Source organism: Citrobacter sp. Cpo147, from assembly GCF_030332405.1.
Classification (GTDB): domain Bacteria; phylum Pseudomonadota; class Gammaproteobacteria; order Enterobacterales; family Enterobacteriaceae; genus Citrobacter; species Citrobacter portucalensis.
Genome location: NZ_JAOWHX010000033.1, coordinates 59030 through 73770 on the forward strand (window position 1 = coordinate 59030; position 14741 = coordinate 73770).

The 14741-nt window shown below is 51.6% G+C and carries 19 protein-coding genes; 7 read left to right on the forward strand and 12 right to left on the reverse strand.

Annotated features, from left to right (window positions below; genetic code table 11):
* Window positions 1–142: 142 nt before the first annotated feature.
* From OGY06_RS12310 to OGY06_RS12360, 11 genes are all read right to left on the reverse strand, one after another.
* Window positions 143–2185 carry a DNA cytosine methyltransferase gene (locus tag OGY06_RS12310; protein WP_286605401.1) on the reverse strand — a complete coding sequence of 681 codons (2043 nt, stop codon included), beginning with the start codon at window positions 2183–2185 and terminating at the stop codon, window positions 143–145.
* Window positions 2182–2439: a hypothetical protein gene (locus OGY06_RS12315; RefSeq protein WP_016156704.1), complete on the reverse strand. Its 258-nt coding sequence runs from the start codon at window positions 2437–2439 to the stop codon at window positions 2182–2184. The genes OGY06_RS12310 and OGY06_RS12315 overlap by 4 nt, the downstream gene beginning before the upstream one ends.
* A 228-nt stretch (window positions 2440–2667) precedes the next feature.
* Window positions 2668–3516, reverse strand: coding sequence for a DUF551 domain-containing protein (locus OGY06_RS12320; protein ID WP_191228637.1), 849 nt, complete (start codon window positions 3514–3516; stop codon window positions 2668–2670).
* 3 nt (window positions 3517–3519) lie between these two features.
* Complete coding sequence (locus tag OGY06_RS12325; RefSeq protein ID WP_164562702.1) at window positions 3520–3807, reverse strand: hypothetical protein; 288 nt, start codon at window positions 3805–3807, stop codon at window positions 3520–3522.
* Between the two features lie 203 nt (window positions 3808–4010).
* Window positions 4011–4394, reverse strand: coding sequence for an ead/Ea22-like family protein (locus tag OGY06_RS12330; RefSeq protein ID WP_164562701.1), 384 nt, complete (start codon window positions 4392–4394; stop codon window positions 4011–4013).
* Window positions 4391–4774: a hypothetical protein gene (locus OGY06_RS12335; protein WP_232079145.1), complete on the reverse strand. Its 384-nt coding sequence runs from the start codon at window positions 4772–4774 to the stop codon at window positions 4391–4393. The genes OGY06_RS12330 and OGY06_RS12335 overlap by 4 nt, the downstream gene beginning before the upstream one ends.
* Window positions 4771–5082: a hypothetical protein gene (locus tag OGY06_RS12340; protein WP_164562700.1), complete on the reverse strand. Its 312-nt coding sequence runs from the start codon at window positions 5080–5082 to the stop codon at window positions 4771–4773. The genes OGY06_RS12335 and OGY06_RS12340 overlap by 4 nt, the downstream gene beginning before the upstream one ends.
* Before the next feature lie 18 nt (window positions 5083–5100).
* Window positions 5101–5850, reverse strand: coding sequence for an ATP-binding protein (locus OGY06_RS12345; RefSeq protein ID WP_054528491.1), 750 nt, complete (start codon window positions 5848–5850; stop codon window positions 5101–5103).
* A 2-nt stretch (window positions 5851–5852) separates the two neighbouring features.
* Entirely contained in the window at window positions 5853–6800 is a 948-nt protein-coding gene (locus OGY06_RS12350) for a DnaT-like ssDNA-binding domain-containing protein (RefSeq protein WP_008322485.1), read from the reverse strand.
* Between the two features lie 167 nt (window positions 6801–6967).
* A complete protein-coding gene (locus tag OGY06_RS12355) occupies window positions 6968–7507 on the reverse strand; it encodes a toxin YdaT domain-containing protein (RefSeq protein ID WP_060643426.1) in 540 nt (179 codons plus the stop codon).
* 31 nt (window positions 7508–7538) lie between these two features.
* On the reverse strand, window positions 7539–7766 hold the full coding sequence (locus OGY06_RS12360; RefSeq protein WP_019076923.1) for a hypothetical protein: 228 nt from the start codon (window positions 7764–7766) through the stop codon (window positions 7539–7541).
* Between the two features lie 68 nt (window positions 7767–7834).
* Here OGY06_RS12360 and OGY06_RS12365 point away from each other — a divergent pair, with 68 nt between their 5' ends.
* Window positions 7835–8557, forward strand: a complete 723-nt coding sequence (locus OGY06_RS12365; protein WP_019076924.1) for an XRE family transcriptional regulator — start codon at window positions 7835–7837, stop codon at window positions 8555–8557.
* A gap of 68 nt (window positions 8558–8625) precedes the next feature.
* Entirely contained in the window at window positions 8626–9387 is a 762-nt protein-coding gene (locus tag OGY06_RS12370) for a KilA-N domain-containing protein (RefSeq protein WP_065554613.1), read from the forward strand.
* Window positions 9388–9417: 30 nt separating this feature from the next.
* Here the strand turns inward: OGY06_RS12370 and OGY06_RS12375 are convergent, their stop codons facing one another.
* On the reverse strand, window positions 9418–9624 hold the full coding sequence (locus tag OGY06_RS12375) for a hypothetical protein (protein ID WP_029139561.1): 207 nt from the start codon (window positions 9622–9624) through the stop codon (window positions 9418–9420).
* A gap of 345 nt (window positions 9625–9969) precedes the next feature.
* Between OGY06_RS12375 and OGY06_RS12380 the strand changes: the two genes are divergently transcribed.
* From OGY06_RS12380 to OGY06_RS12400, 5 genes are all read left to right on the forward strand, one after another.
* Window positions 9970–10176 carry a hypothetical protein gene (locus tag OGY06_RS12380; protein ID WP_016156718.1) on the forward strand — a complete coding sequence of 69 codons (207 nt, stop codon included), beginning with the start codon at window positions 9970–9972 and terminating at the stop codon, window positions 10174–10176.
* An 11-nt stretch (window positions 10177–10187) separates the two neighbouring features.
* On the forward strand, window positions 10188–10349 hold the full coding sequence (locus tag OGY06_RS12385) for a YdaE family protein (protein WP_164562699.1): 162 nt from the start codon (window positions 10188–10190) through the stop codon (window positions 10347–10349).
* Window positions 10350–10488: 139 nt separating this feature from the next.
* On the forward strand, window positions 10489–13341 hold the full coding sequence (locus OGY06_RS12390) for a RecE family exodeoxyribonuclease (protein WP_286605414.1): 2853 nt from the start codon (window positions 10489–10491) through the stop codon (window positions 13339–13341).
* Window positions 13342–13353: 12 nt separating this feature from the next.
* Window positions 13354–14445 carry a RecT family recombinase gene (locus tag OGY06_RS12395; RefSeq protein WP_164562697.1) on the forward strand — a complete coding sequence of 364 codons (1092 nt, stop codon included), beginning with the start codon at window positions 13354–13356 and terminating at the stop codon, window positions 14443–14445.
* A gap of 39 nt (window positions 14446–14484) precedes the next feature.
* The gene (locus OGY06_RS12400; protein WP_164562696.1) at window positions 14485–14727 is read left to right on the forward strand and encodes a DUF4060 family protein; all 243 of its coding nucleotides are present in this window, start codon (window positions 14485–14487) and stop codon (window positions 14725–14727) included.
* The last annotated feature ends 14 nt before the right edge of the window (window positions 14728–14741 follow it).

Genomic DNA, 14741 nt, shown 5'->3' on the forward strand with positions numbered 1-14741 from the left:
GCCTCAAATCGCTTAGCGTTTGCTATATCGGATTGAAGCCTGTGTTTTTTATATCGCTTCCTCGCCGCTTTGTATTTCTCGGCAGGAGTCATTTCTTCGTGTGACATAAAAAAATTCCTCGAGTTATGGATGGGATTATACGTTAGGCTGCAATTTGTTTCGACTGGCATAGCTCCGGCAGATTAGCCCTCACCAGTGCCTCGGCGAACGGCGGTGGTACGGCGTTACCGCAGCGCGCAACCTGTTTGTCCTTCGCGTATTTTTGTCCCCGATAGTCCTGGTCGATGATGTACCACTCAGGGAATCCCTGAGCGCGGTATAGCTCGTGCGGTTGCAGCATACGCATGCCAATATCAACTATGCGATAAGTTATGCCGTCAACTGTCACCAGCCCGTCGCAATCCTCGCCGCAGTATTTCCGCAGAAACTCAAGCGTCTGCTGCGCGCGATGTTCGTCGTATTCATCGACAGCAAGAGTGGTTTTTACCTCCCCTACGTGCAGCCCGCCCGCCGTCACCGTTGGCATTGGCTCGCTGGTTGGCTGCCCATCGCGGCATGTTCCACGCAGTTTCACCAGATGAGAGGCAACTACTGCATGATGGTCGACGGTGGTCACTGAGTGCGCGGGTTCATCCATACTGACACCCGGCCCCGTATAGTTACCGCCGTAGTGTTTAGCCAGGAACGCGCTCACCGTCGCGAATTTATTCCCACCGGCTGTAACGGTACCCAGCGGGTTATCCAGTCGAAGCACACACGGTTCTTGTCCGGGACGCTCGCCATAACCCATCTGGATCAACGTGGGTGTTACAAGTTGAGATTTACCACCACCACCAGCTGTGATGGTTGCGCTCGGTTCGTCTACCCGGTGTCCGACACTGGCCCCAAACTGGCGGGCTATCACTGGCGCAACCAGACAGGCGCGGGATTGCTTCAGAATGGTGTGAGCAGGTTTATCCAGCGGGCGCGGTTTAGCCTGGTATTCACTACCACCATTACCGGCTAGGAACGGCGTCAGTGCAGCCTCAACAATCCCGAGTGCATGCCCATTCCCGCCCGGGCGTTTTGATGTACCAGCGGTTACCGTCGGGACAGGTTGGGTAACAGGCTGCCCGGTTGCGCCGGTACGGAACTTTGTCAGGTGTGGAACGGCTAACGCGTAACCGTGGGTTTTAGTAATGGTCTGCAAAGGATCGTCCAACGCCTGACCACGGAAACAGTCATAACTCGTTTTGGTGCTGGTGTGATTGCATTTCACGATGAACGGCGATGCACTGTCGATAACAAAGCGCTGTATACCGCGCGCGATGCGCTTCAGGGTATTTTCTGCCAGCGGTTTTTTGCGGTCGAAAATCGACGGTGCCGGAATTGTCCAGTCGATACACTCCGCAGCTGTACGCCATGGTGCCAGCCTTCCAGCCTGAACCGCAGGTGATTTCGGATCCCCATGCGTTGGTTCCGGCCACACTATCGGCTTCCCATCACGGCGCATGACCATGAAGAAACGTTTTCTGATTGTCGGTGCGCCATAGTCGCAGGCGCGCAGTTCGCGATACTCCACGACATAGCCCAGACCTTTAACCAGCCGTGCGGCATCCTCGCTATCAAGCGAAATATTCAGAAACTCACAACATTCAGCCAGCGCCGGATGTGATGCAGAAATACCTGTCGTCAGCATTGCGACAAAGGCGTTAAAGGTCTCACCGATACGCGCCGGGTCAGGACGCTGTTCGACTGGTTCAGGTGGTCCGATAAATTCATCAAGGAAGCGATCCGCGTGACTGATGAATGGCATTTCGCGTAATAATGGCCCCCACGTTTTAAACTCTTCGACGTTCTCCAGTTTCATTACCCGCGGCTCAACATCCAGCCCCCAGCGTAATACTACCCAGGCCAGTCCGCGGATCGCTTTCTCAACAGGTTTAGCGCCTTTAGCTTTAGAAAAGTGGCGACAATCTGGAGAAAACCATGCCAGCGCCACCGGACGTCCTGCGGTAGCTACCTTTGGTCGAACCTCATACACAGACTCGCAGTAGTGCAATGTATCAGGGTGGTTCGTTGTGTGCATCGCCACGGCGTTCTCGTCGTGGTTAATAGCAATATCAACGCTGCGACCGATTGCCAGCTCAATTCCCGTACTCGCCCCGCCGCCGCCGGCAAAGTTATCAACGATGATTTCTCTCACGCGTATTTCTCCATAGCGATGGCCAGTGACCGGGCCGCAGCGATTATTGACGGTACCGGCATTTGTTCCAGCCACATGCGGTTGATGTGATGCTTCAGGCGGCGCTGGTGATGTGCCGGAAGATCCCCGGCACTTTCAATCTGGCTATATACCATTCCTACTTCGGCAGGCCAGACAGTTTCCTCAACATTCACCAGCAGCAGGTTTTCCAGCTCAATTATCCGGTTCGTGGCATATTGCAGTAGCTGATCCATCACTTCGTCTCCCGCCATGCCCGCTTATTACATCTCGGGAAGCGTTCTAGCCTCCATATCCAAATCATCCACAACATCTTATTAAATTCAGGTAGTGCCCGATAATCATCAGCACTCATTTCGAGGGCCTTGAATCGCCACTTTGCCACCTTGACCACCCGCCACAGCATCACCATACAAAACAGAGTGCAAACAACAAGGAAACCGAAAAAAAGATAAGTACTCACCTCACTCCTCCTGCTGCGGTGCTGCTGGCAGTGGCATCCAATGGGTTACCAATATGTGCTCTATACAGCATGCGGCGGCCACATCTACTCTGTCGAAAAACAGCCCTGAATGCTCATCAAAGAACGATACAAAGCAATGCCCCATCCTGTTCCTGGTTAGAACCTCCTGCTCGTCTTCCGGCATCCGCTCGCTGCACTTAATCCAGCCATCCTGAATCACCGGAGAGTTGCCATCGGATAATGGCATATCCGGCCCCTTGCGTATCGCCTTTGACAATTCGATAGGGTCATCGTAAAGCCAGTCGCCAGTTTCCGGATGATTTGCTTTTGCCAGTTGTGCTGCCCATTCCAGCCCGTCTTTGTGCCCTTGCAGGTAGTCCAGCGGTAATTCATCGCAATTACTTGCAGGTTCGGCACCCTGAAGCATGGCGGCGCGGCAAGCGTTCCAGCCCTCCCACATCCTAACGAAATCATGGGCTAACCATGCGGAATATGCCGTTACTGCATATCCGGTACCGCAGCGGGTGACATGCTTCGGCATTTTGAATGTTCGCTCGAATGCATCTCGCGGATCTTCATCCGGCACTACCGGCGCTCTCGGCTTGCCCTGGCTATCTGACGGCGCTAACGGAGCGTTTCTCAGTACAGTGGCCAGCATTTCAATATCTACTGGTGCAGGCTCAGCACCAAATGCCGCAATAGCCCCATCAATCACCTTCACAGCATCAGCCATTGCGTAGCCGATATTACCGCCGTCGCTTTGTGCTGCTGCTTTGCTGAGTATTTCGCGTATCTGGTGCAGGCGATCGAGTGATACAGGACCGTGCGCCGGGTGGTTGTTAGTTGTCATGGGTTAGTCCTCTTCCACTTTTACGCCATCTTTCAGCGTTATTCCGTGCCAATCGTCCGCGAAGCTGGTGAATCCAGTGCAATCAATGCTCGCCATGTATACTGACGCGGTGTGATAGTCTCCGTTCTCATCAATATCTGCTACGTGCTCGCCGTTATAACCATTGAGAGTATCGAGGACGCTGTAGAACTTACCGCCAGCAGCTTTGAAATCTTTCACAGCACGCTCAAGGCGTTTCCAGGCTTTTTCCTGTGCCGGGGTCAGGTCAATCAGTTCCTGCAAAGTAGCCATCTCACTCCCCCTCCCTATCCCAGCGAACGAACGCGACACAGTCAGCGCTGCTATCAACCTCGCCACCTAGACCGCACTTTGCGCACTCAGCCTCATCACCCGGATTTACTGAACCAGCAGTGTTATCCGTCCAAACGCGAACGTGTCCGCAGCCGCAGCCAGGGCATGAATTGCCGAGCCACCCAATCGTTTTTATCTGCATCTCACTCCCCCTTCACGCCAATGCCAGCGGCGTCTATTCCGCAACCTGCACAGCGTTTAACGCCAGACGCATCCCAATAAACACTGCCCTGGTGGTTGCAACGGCGCTCAAGCCTATCTAAGCGCGCACGATAATCAGCATTTAGCCTGTCTGCGGCTTCCACTTCATCCAGCAGCGCCAGCACAGTGGCAGGGTTAGCGGTCTGCGAAAACTCACGGTTAGCTTTCGCATCTGGACCTTCAAAGTGCGCGATGATGAAGTTGCCGTTGGCCTGGTCGTCGGAACTGCAAATAGCCTCCCAACCATCACCTGACTCTTTAATCCATTCGCCTGCGCTGGCTGACCGCGCCTTACTGCGCAGCGCCTGTTTGTTGAGTGCTGTCATTGGGCTGCCCCTTTGCACAGGTCGTGCATTTCCTGAAGTGTCTGCATATCAACAAGGTCACGGTCTGGCATCTGCGTTTCGTTGTACTTGCTGTAAACCAGGCTGGCTTCGCATACCAGCTCCATTGCTTTTGATGACAGCTCCCTGCACTTGCTCTCGGCGTTAGCGAGCTGTACTGCAAGGTCTGTGACTTCAGCTTCAAGGTTTTCAGTGTATTCAATCAGGAGATCGATTCTTTCCGGCGTTACGGTTTTAACGTATTTGCAAATCGATGACGCATAATTATCATCCTGGAGTGTGCCAGCCAGGCCATTACAAAATTTGCGGTTCCCTTTTGTCGCCTTGATATCGGCGATGATTTTTTTAACGTCTGGTTTCATGCTGAGGCTCTCCCGTAAAACGCCAGTACACGCTTCATCGCCGGACTCGTGCGGCAAACTGAAGTAACCATGTTTCTTCTCACTTTCGATTTGATCTGCTTAATGTTCAACTCCCCGCCGGGCTGAAACATGTAGACAGGGCGATGCGGTTCGCCAGTACGGATAACTACCGCTTTGCGTGTCAGGTGAAGCAGCAGGTTATGTGCCTTCTTGCAGTCGCATCCCAGCAGGTTCTGAACCTGACGCGGCGTTACGGTCTGGTTAACCCGAAGGAAATCAACGATTGCCCACAGTGATTTGCTTGCCATAGTGATTTGCCCTCGAAGTTATTTAACGATCCGGAGATGGCTAACGTTCTTGCGATAGCTGCCCCAGTCAAAGTTCACCCACATTCCGCCATCCATCTGGAGACGGTCGATAACCCGCGCGCCCAACGCTCCGAGAAGTTCTTCGTGGTTCAGGTTCGTCAGGATCCCCACCGGACGCATCGACGACAGGCGACGGTCGATAACCTGATTCAGAATGACTTTCTCGCCGTTGCTTCCGCGCTGAATACCGACTTCATCCAGTACCAGCAGATCGACTTTGCAGAGGTCATCCAGAAGTGAAGCCTCTGACTGGCCACCGTCGTAGCACTCGCGAACACGCAGCATCAGGTCAGGGATAGTCACTACCAGTACGCTATGCCCGCCAGAAAGCAGATGATTTCCGATTGCCGCAGCGAGATGGTTTTTCCCGGTACCCGGACCACCGCTAAACACGAAACTTGCGAACCCAGCGCCGAAATTTTGTGCGTAGCTCTTTGCCATCGTGAAGGCTTTGCGCTGACCTTCCCCGGAAACCTGATAATTCGCGAACGTGCAGCTGCGGTGCAGGCTTTGAATTCCTGAGCGGCCGAAGATTTTCTCTGTGCGCGCTTTCTGATTCAGCTTGTCCAACTCTTCGCAATGTTTCAGGCCTTCTTCCCGCTGCCACGCCAGCAGCTCTGCTGCGCTGGTGAACTTCGGCTGAACGCCTGGCGGAATGAGTTTTTTCAGGCGCTCAAGAGCGCTGCCAGAATTAACAATGTTTTTCACCGTTACCCCCTGAACCCGGTCGGGATGGTTTTATCTGGCTCAGAAATTCGGTTGGGATCTCGCTGTCCAGCATGGACGGTCCTTTGGCCGTGACCACGCGATTGCAACAGACTGTTGGCAAAGGTCTGCTCCCAAGCCAACTGGTGTTTAACCTTGCCGTCAGGTATCCAGTAATCACGGAATTGCTGAAGTTCTTCAGCGGTGTAACCCGGCTCAGTGCCGACGTTCTTACCCCAGAGCGCAGCCTGACGCACGAAGTCTGGAGACGGGGTCCATGAGTCAGTGATCGGAAATTTACCCAATGGGCCAAAATCCAGACCGGGCCCAAAATCCTCGTTCTGAGGTTTGGGAGGGATAGCTGGCAGAGGTGGGTGATTTCCAGAAATATCATCCCCAGAATGACTTCCGCCCGCGCGTTCTCTCTCTGGGTTTAGATCTTCTCTTCTCTTCTCTTCTCTGTGGTTACGCGTTACGTTATTAGTAACGTTACTCGTTACGTTACTTTCCTGGAGTTTTTTCCGTTCACGAAACTCCTTCTGGCGCTGCGCATTTGTCTTGGCCGTAGCTGAGCGCATATCACCTGACGTATTGTATTCATTGAAGTTTGGAAGAATGACGCAGTTATTCTCCGCATCATAAATGGCCCAGCCTACGGTTGATAATGCAGCCCCAAAACCGGGTACTCCGACAATATCATCGATATCAGACAGGTCTGCATTTTCAAATACACCGTTACGCGAGTGTTCATTTGCCGCAGACCAAAACGTTACTAGTAACGACACCGTAACGTTACGGGTTACGTTACGCGTTACAACGTCTGATAACGTGGTGTTATGCGAAAGTGTGAACATTTTTCCCACCTCCGGTGAACGCTCCAGTATTCGCGCAATTCCGTTCACCTTCGGGCTGGTGACCAGTGATGTACGCATCTTTATCCAGTCCCCGGCCATTAAGTCCTCCTGAAGAATAATTAAGGGAAGATTTATCCAGTCGCGGTCCGACACGCTGGCAAAACAATTTGTGGTTAGGCATACTTACCCCGCAATGATTTCGCAATGAATTGCACCAGAAAGCCGTTGGTGTTCGCGCACCGCGGCTTTCGCCATTTTTGAACCGGTCATATAGCCCCCAGCATCATCTGCACCATCTCCATCAGTGGACCGGTTAACCCAGGGTCAACGCGATACATCTCCACGATCCCCTCGCTCAACTCTTTCAGCTTTTGATGGCGTGGCGCATCCATTGCGACGGCAATCTTCGCTTCGCTGGTTTCTTTCTCCAGCCGAGCCAGGCGGGCCATAACGTTGTCTTCTGGTAGCAGACGGTTGCGGTATTCAATCGGCAGGACCGCCAGGATTGCCGGAGTCAGCTGGCGAACGTTCTCACGGTACCGTTCGCTGTTGAAATGGTTATCCAGGAAGCGGAAAAGCTTCTGCCGCTTTCGGCAGAGATCGTCAGGGAAAGTGATGTCGTAACCACCCTGCGCCCGGTACTCTTCGACGATCAGAGCAGAAACGACATCCTGACCATCTACACCCGCCCATGAACGAACGGCATTTCGAATATCTTCGTGACACGGCCCCTTATAGGTTTGAGCGCGATTTATCACCGCTTGTTGCGGTACTCCTGTATCCTGGTAAAACGTAAGTGATTGCATAGTGCTTTCCCTTTCGTGGTTAAAGCGCCGGTCAGGCTACTTTTGGTTTGCTGATTTCAAGAATTTGGGTGGTGGTAAAGCGACCACCTGAGGCCTCAGCAATTTTCGATGCATAAGCTGTCTCACCGGTGTAATCAGTACGTGGCAAGCACCCACTATTGATCCACTTGTAAATTGCTCGCGGAGTCCGCTCGCATGCTTTGGCCACCACGGGTACGCGAATCAATTTGATGATTTCGCCAAGGCTTGTTGGTTGCATTTTTTAACCCTCAATATGAACTGTAAGTACATATTATGTCGGAACTGATAGTTCACGCAAGAGATATTATGATTGAACCTATGGTTCAGGAAGAAAAAGCGCGAAAAGACTTTTCCCATAGGCTAGCGCTGGCCTGCGATAAAGCTGGTTTGCCGGTTCATGGTCGTCAGGCTGAGATAGCCAAAAAGATGAAGTTGACACCAAAGGCCGTAAGCAAATGGTTTAACGGGGAATCAATTCCAAGACGCGGGAAGCTGCAAGAGCTTGCTGCGAGTATTGGTACAACTTCAACTTACCTGTTAGGTGACAGCGAGGCTGATGGAATATCTGAGGGACGCTTGCAGAAATCGACAGAAATATTTCGCATAGATGTGCTCAATGTATCTGTCAGTGCAGGCCCGGGCGTGATCAATAGCGAGTTCGTGGAGGTGCTTCGCTCTGTGGAATACTCAGTTGAAGATGCGCGCCAAATGTTCAACGGACGAAAGCAGGAACAAATCCGCATCATCAACGTCCGCGGAGACAGCATGTCTGGCACGATAGAGCCGGGTGATCTGCTTTTTGTCGATATCAGCATCCAACACTTTGATGGTGATGGAATTTACGCTTTCCTGTACGACGAAACAGCTCATGTTAAGCGACTTCAGAAGATGAAAGACAAACTACTGGTAATCTCAGACAACCAGACCTATCGCCCGTGGGAGCCAATTGAGAAGGAAGAGATGAACAAGATTTTCGTCTTCGGAAAGGTGATCGGCAGCATGCCGCAGACCTACAGGAAGCATGGTTAGCAAACTAACAGTGGCCAGATGATACGTTTGGGTGATTATTTTTATTTTTCACAGCAATAGGATGATTTATGACACAGTTTCAACTTGCGTTAATCGCCAGAGAAGTTGATGGAGAAGTCATCCATCTTCGCACCAAAGACGGATACATCAATGCCACATCAATGTGCAAGTCTGCAGGGAAGCTACTTGCCGACTATACACGACTAAAAACAACACAAGATTTTTTTGATGAATTATCACGCGATATGGGGATTCCCATATCGGAGTTAATTCAATCATTTAAAGGCGGAAGAGCAGAGAATCAAGGGACTTGGGTTCATCCAGACATCGCAATTAATTTAGCTCAGTGGCTATCTCCAAAATTTGCAGTGCAAGTATCGAGATGGGTGCGTGAGTGGATGTCAGGCGAAAGAGCGCCTGCCGAACTTCCTATCCACCTTAAGCGATATATGACAAACCGAGGCAGGGTTCCTCATACGCATTTTTCTATGCTTAATGAACTGACGTTTAACTTGGTTGCGCCACTTGAACAAGCCGGATATACGCTGCCTGAAAAAATGGTTCCTGATATTTCAGAAGGTAGGGTTTTCTCGCAATGGCTCCGTGACAACCGGGGTATTGAGCCGAAGACATTCCCAACATATAACCATGAGTACCCAGATGGCCGGACATTCCCGGTACGTCTATACCCAAACGAATATCTTGCAGATTTCAAACAGCACTTCAACGAAGTGTGGCTGCCTCAGTACGCTCCTAAATATTTTGCTGAACGAGACCAAAGGGCATTGACGTTGATTGAGAAAATCATGCTGCCTGACCTTGATTCCTAAATGCCACAGCCCGGCCACCGCGCCGGGTTTTTACTGCCCTTTCCTCACGAACTCCGCCGCATCCCGCAATACACCTTTGTGAATCATATTGCCCACGGTTTTTCGCTTCGCTTCCAGTCGATCGACAATAGCCTCACAGTCAATCACCACACCGTCGATTATCAACTCAACAACCGCCCCACCAATCTCACCAGCTATGAAAGCTGCGCGATCTTCCAGCAATTCATCACGTGACATATCCATACCTAAGCCCATAGCAATACCCTGTTTGGTGTTTTTTTGAGCATAGCAAGACTAGAGAAAAAAATAAATAATCTTAAAGTTCATATTGTTATGCGTTTATGAACTTACCACACCACTTAAATGTACTATTGGTACTTTACTTCAATGAACTTATAGTACATTATCATCCCATCGCGAAACACTAAGCGCATCAAGTTCAAACGTTCCGCCAGCCTGGCGACAAGGGCAAACACAGAAGTGAGCTTCGCGGTGGTGAATTGCCGAGTTAAAACGCTCAACCGTGAAGATCTGCGTCACGGCACCACCAGCGAAGTTCACTCAGAAAAACTGGAGAACATCATGGTTCATCAGCACTACGGTACACAGACGGTAAACCGCGGCGCAGTTCAGCCTGGAATGCTCGTCAAACACAAGGATTCAACCTGGACGGCATCAGCTAATGCTCGTGGTCGTTTGTATCTGCATCGCGGCGTTGAGATGACTTACACCAGGGATTTGCTGGTTGAAGTTTATCTGAACGGTCTGGGGAATGGCCTCAGCCATTAACGGAGAGTGTCATGCAAGACAAGAAATGTGGTTACTGCAGCAAGCCGGTTAAACAGGAAGAAGTAATCAAAAGCACCCTTCTCTATCGCAACGGCTCACAGCTGGCGCGCAAAGAGAAAGAGTACTGTTCCAGACGTTGCGCTTCGCACGACCAGATGGCTCACGAAGGCTAACGTACACCCCGCGCAAGGCGGGATCTACGTCCGGTGGTACCGACCAAAGTTACACCGGAAACAACATCAAAACCAAAGTTAACCCAATGGGCGCTATCAATGGCCCGGGGATTCTAACACCCAAAAATGAGGATCTCACATGGAATTCTTTAATGTGGTTAAAGCCACTCAGAAATCCGGAAAGCAAGATGCAGTGGTCTGGTTCACTGCCAAAACCGAGGCTCGCGCCAATCTGCAGTTGGATGTTGCACTGGAAGATGCTGGTATCGAAACCGGGCGCGGTAAGGATTACGCCAAGCCAATTCGCACTGACTTCCCGGTTGTTGATGACCTGCCAGAAGAAGGTGAAGTTGATTTCACCTGGTGTGATCGTTACGAGCTGGCCGAAGACCAGCGTACCTGGAATGTGAAATTGAAAGCTGATAACGCGGCGCAGGAAGAAAATAGTCAGGCTGATGATAATGTCGTTAATAGTGAAGTCGGTACTGTAGAGCAATCTCAGCTGACAGAGCAACCGAATCTGACCGTTGTTGCCACCCTGCCTTTCCGCCAGCGTGTACTGGCTCAGTTCATCGGTGATGGTGAATATCTCTATCACGTCGACGCCGCGCAGAAAAAAGAAATCGTTGGCCTCGAAATGGACACTGATGACACGTACATCCAGAACCTGCTGCTGGCTGCTGAGAATGTGGAGGCATTCAAAAAAGCCATTGAGCACGATATTCATAAAGTCGTGAATGCGGTTAAGAAAGTCTTCCCTGTCGACGGTAAGAAACCGGAGCTGGCAACAGTTATCCAGTTCCTGATGGTGTGGTTCAAAACTGAATACATCGATCGCGGCCTGCTGGTCAAGGAATGGCAGAAAGGCAATCGTGTAACAACCATTAATCGCACACCTTCAGGTGCGAACGCCGGCGGCGGCATTGTCTCTGACCGAAAATTCCCGCAAACCATTCTCGGTCTGGAGCATGAGATTGCTCTGGCGTTACGTGCCCGTGACCGCGAATTTGATATTTACAACGTCCCTCTGGATATAGAACTACAGGCAAACTCCATCATGAATAAGATGGACGATCCCGAATGGCTGGCGACTCGAGAGAGATTCGTTTCAATTCCTGGTGGCCTGGACTACTCACGTGCCTGCATCATCGCAACAGTAAAAACCACACCAGAGGGGCTTTATGCTGATCCTGTAAAACACCAAGAATATTTGAATAGAGTACTTACGGAAACCGACCACGCCAACCCAGATCCATTGCTCGTTGATATAGCCTGCGGTCGTTCGTCTATGCCTGTACCTATGAAACAGGAAAAAGTAACGGCCGAAGAGGTAAACAAAATTCTTGCAGCTTCCCGCGGAGAATATGTCGAGGGGATTAGTGACCCTACAGACCCGAAATGGATCACAGAAGACCTCGCATTAACCGCCCAACAAATAGATGACCGTTCACCACTTAATGAGGACACCACCAGCGATGTGCAGATGGAAGAAACTGTCAGTGATGAAGAGCAGGCTGGTAATGAAGTGCAGTCAGGCGAAAGCAGTCTGGAAACTGGTGAAGAGTCACATACCGGTCAGCAAGCCGATGTGAAACAAAAACCAGAAAACGCGCATCAGAATGATGAATCTGCGCATCAAAACGCCCAAAAAGTGAATCAAACCGAGCCAGAAGCGCAATCTGACGAACCGGCTGTTGTGTACCCAGCTTACTTCGAGCCAGGCCGCTATGAAGGATTGCCGAACGAGGTTTATCACGCAGCGAACGGTATCAGCTCAACCCAGGTGAAAGATGCGCGTGTGTCGCTGATGTACTTCAATGCACGTCACGTAGAGAAAACCATTATCAAAGAACGCTCTCCTGTTCTGGACATGGGTAACCTAGTGCATGCACTGGCGTTGCAGCCCGAGCTGCTTGATGAAGAATTTAGCGTTGAACCGGTTATTCCAGAAGGCGCATTTACCACCACGGCAACGATCCGCGCGTTTATCGATGAGTACAACGCCAGCCTGCCAGCGCTGCTGAGTGCAGATGATATCAAAGCCTTGCTCGAAGAATACAACGCCACACTGCCTGCACAGATGCCGCTGGGTGGTTCAGCCGAGGAAACTGGCCAGAGCTATATGTCGCTGCCAGAAGAGTACCAGCGTCTCGAAGCGGACAAGAAGCAGACCGCCTCAGCGATGAAAGCCTGCATCAAGGAATACAACGCCACTCTGCCTGCTCAGGTGAAAACCAGCGGTAGTCGTGATGCGTTACTCGAGCAGCTGGCAATCATCAATCCCGACCTGGTGGCCCAGGAAGCGCAGAAGCCGCAACCGCTGAAAGTGTCCGGTACCAAATCAGACCTGATACAGGCCGTGAAGTCTGTTAATCCGGACGCCGTCTTCGCCGACGAATTGCTGGATGCCTGGCGTGAGAATCCGCAAGGAAAAGTGCTGGTCACCCGCCAGCAACTGTGCACCGCACTGGCCATTCAGAAAGCCCTGCTCCAGCACCCAACCGCCGGGATGCTACTCCAGCACCCGAGCCGCGCCGTGGAGGTCAGCTACTTTGGTTTTGACGACGAAACTGGGCTTGAAGTCCGCGTTCGTCCAGACCTTGAGATCGATCTGGACGGAGTGCGCATCGGTGCCGACCTGAAAACCATCAGCATGTGGAACATTAAGCAGGAAGGCCTGCGCGCCAAACTGCACCGCGAAATCATCGACCGTGACTACCACCTGAGCGCGGCTATGTATTGCGAGACCGCAGCACTGGATCAGTTCTTCTGGATTTTCGTCAACAAAGACGAGGGCTACCACTGGGTGGCGGTAATTGAGGCATCGGAAGATTTGCTCGACCTCGGGCTGCTGGAGTATCAGCGCACCATGCGTGCACTCGCAAATGCGTATGACACCGATTGCTGGTCTGCACCGATAACCGAAGACTACACCGACGAACTGAACGACTTCGACCTGCGCCGCCTTGAAGCGCTGCGTACTCAGGCATAAGGGGAAAAGAACATGTCTACTGCAATTACTACCAACGAAAACAAGACGCAAATGATCGATAACATCTCAATTTTGACTAATGGGGAACTTTTCGACCGCCTACGCACCTTGTCGACAGTGATGGCAAATAGTGGCGCTTTTGTACCTGACCACTTCCGCGGAAAACCAGATGCCTGCATGGCTGTGGTCATGCAGGCCGCACGATGGGGTATGGACCCCTTTGCCGTAGCTCAGAAGACCCACATCGTCGGTAATAGCGGAGTATTGGGTTACGAAGCTCAACTGGTTAATGCGGTTGTTACCAACATGTCGCCTACAAAAGATCGCCTTCATTACGATTGGTTTGGTCCATGGGAAAACATCATTGGTCGATTTGTAGAGAGAACCAGTTCTAAAGGCAATAAGTACATTGCGCCCGGTTGGGATTTAAAGGATGAGGCCGGTGTAGGAGTTCGTGTGTGGGCAACTATGAAAGGCGAGGATGAGCCACGCGAACTGGTACTCATGCTTTCTCAGGCTCAGGTTCGTAATTCGACACTATGGGCAAGTGATCCGCGTCAGCAGCTCGCTTATCTCGCGGTAAAGCGCTGGGCTCGCTTGTACTGCCCTGATGTGATTCTCGGTGTTTACAGTGCCGATGAAGTCGAAGAACGAGAAGAAAAAGTTATTAACCCTGGCTCAGCCCAACGAATGAGCGTTGCTGAAATCGCAGGTGACACCGTCACAACTACGCAAAGCGCACACGAATCGTCGGTAAATATCGACGCTCTTGCCGATGATTTCCGCGAGCGCATCGAGGCAGCACAGGATGTTGATAGCGCCAAAGCACTGCGCGCTGATATCGAAAGCGCGAAGGCCTCGCTCGGTTCAGCACTTTTCACTGAGCTGAAGAACAAAGCGGTGAAACGTTATTACCTGGTTGATTCACGCAACAAGGTTGAGGCCGCAATCAACTCCCTGCCGTCTCCGCACGAACCGGATGCAACTGAACGGTTTGGGGAAGTTGAGCGAGTTCTTGCAACGGCGAAACGTCATCTGGGCGACGAGCTGCACGATCAGTTCAGCATCACCCTGGCGGATATGAAACCGGAATATGTTGGCTAACTGGGTTGGGAGGGTTCGCCCTCCCACTGAGGAGATGTAATGCGACTAATTAACCGTGCAAATCAGCAATCCCCGTTAGCGCGTCAGGCATGCGAGATAGCACTGGCCACTCATGCAGAACGTTACGGCGACTATGGCCGCAGCAAGATGAAGGAGACGTACACGGTGAGAGTTGAAGGAGTGAAGGTCTGGGTGGAAGTGGTGAACCGTAAGGCTAGCTACGTGGCCACAGCGATGACAGGTATGCGTCGTTTGCGCGCGCTGCCGGGACAGGTTTCTTGATATTACTTTTGGAA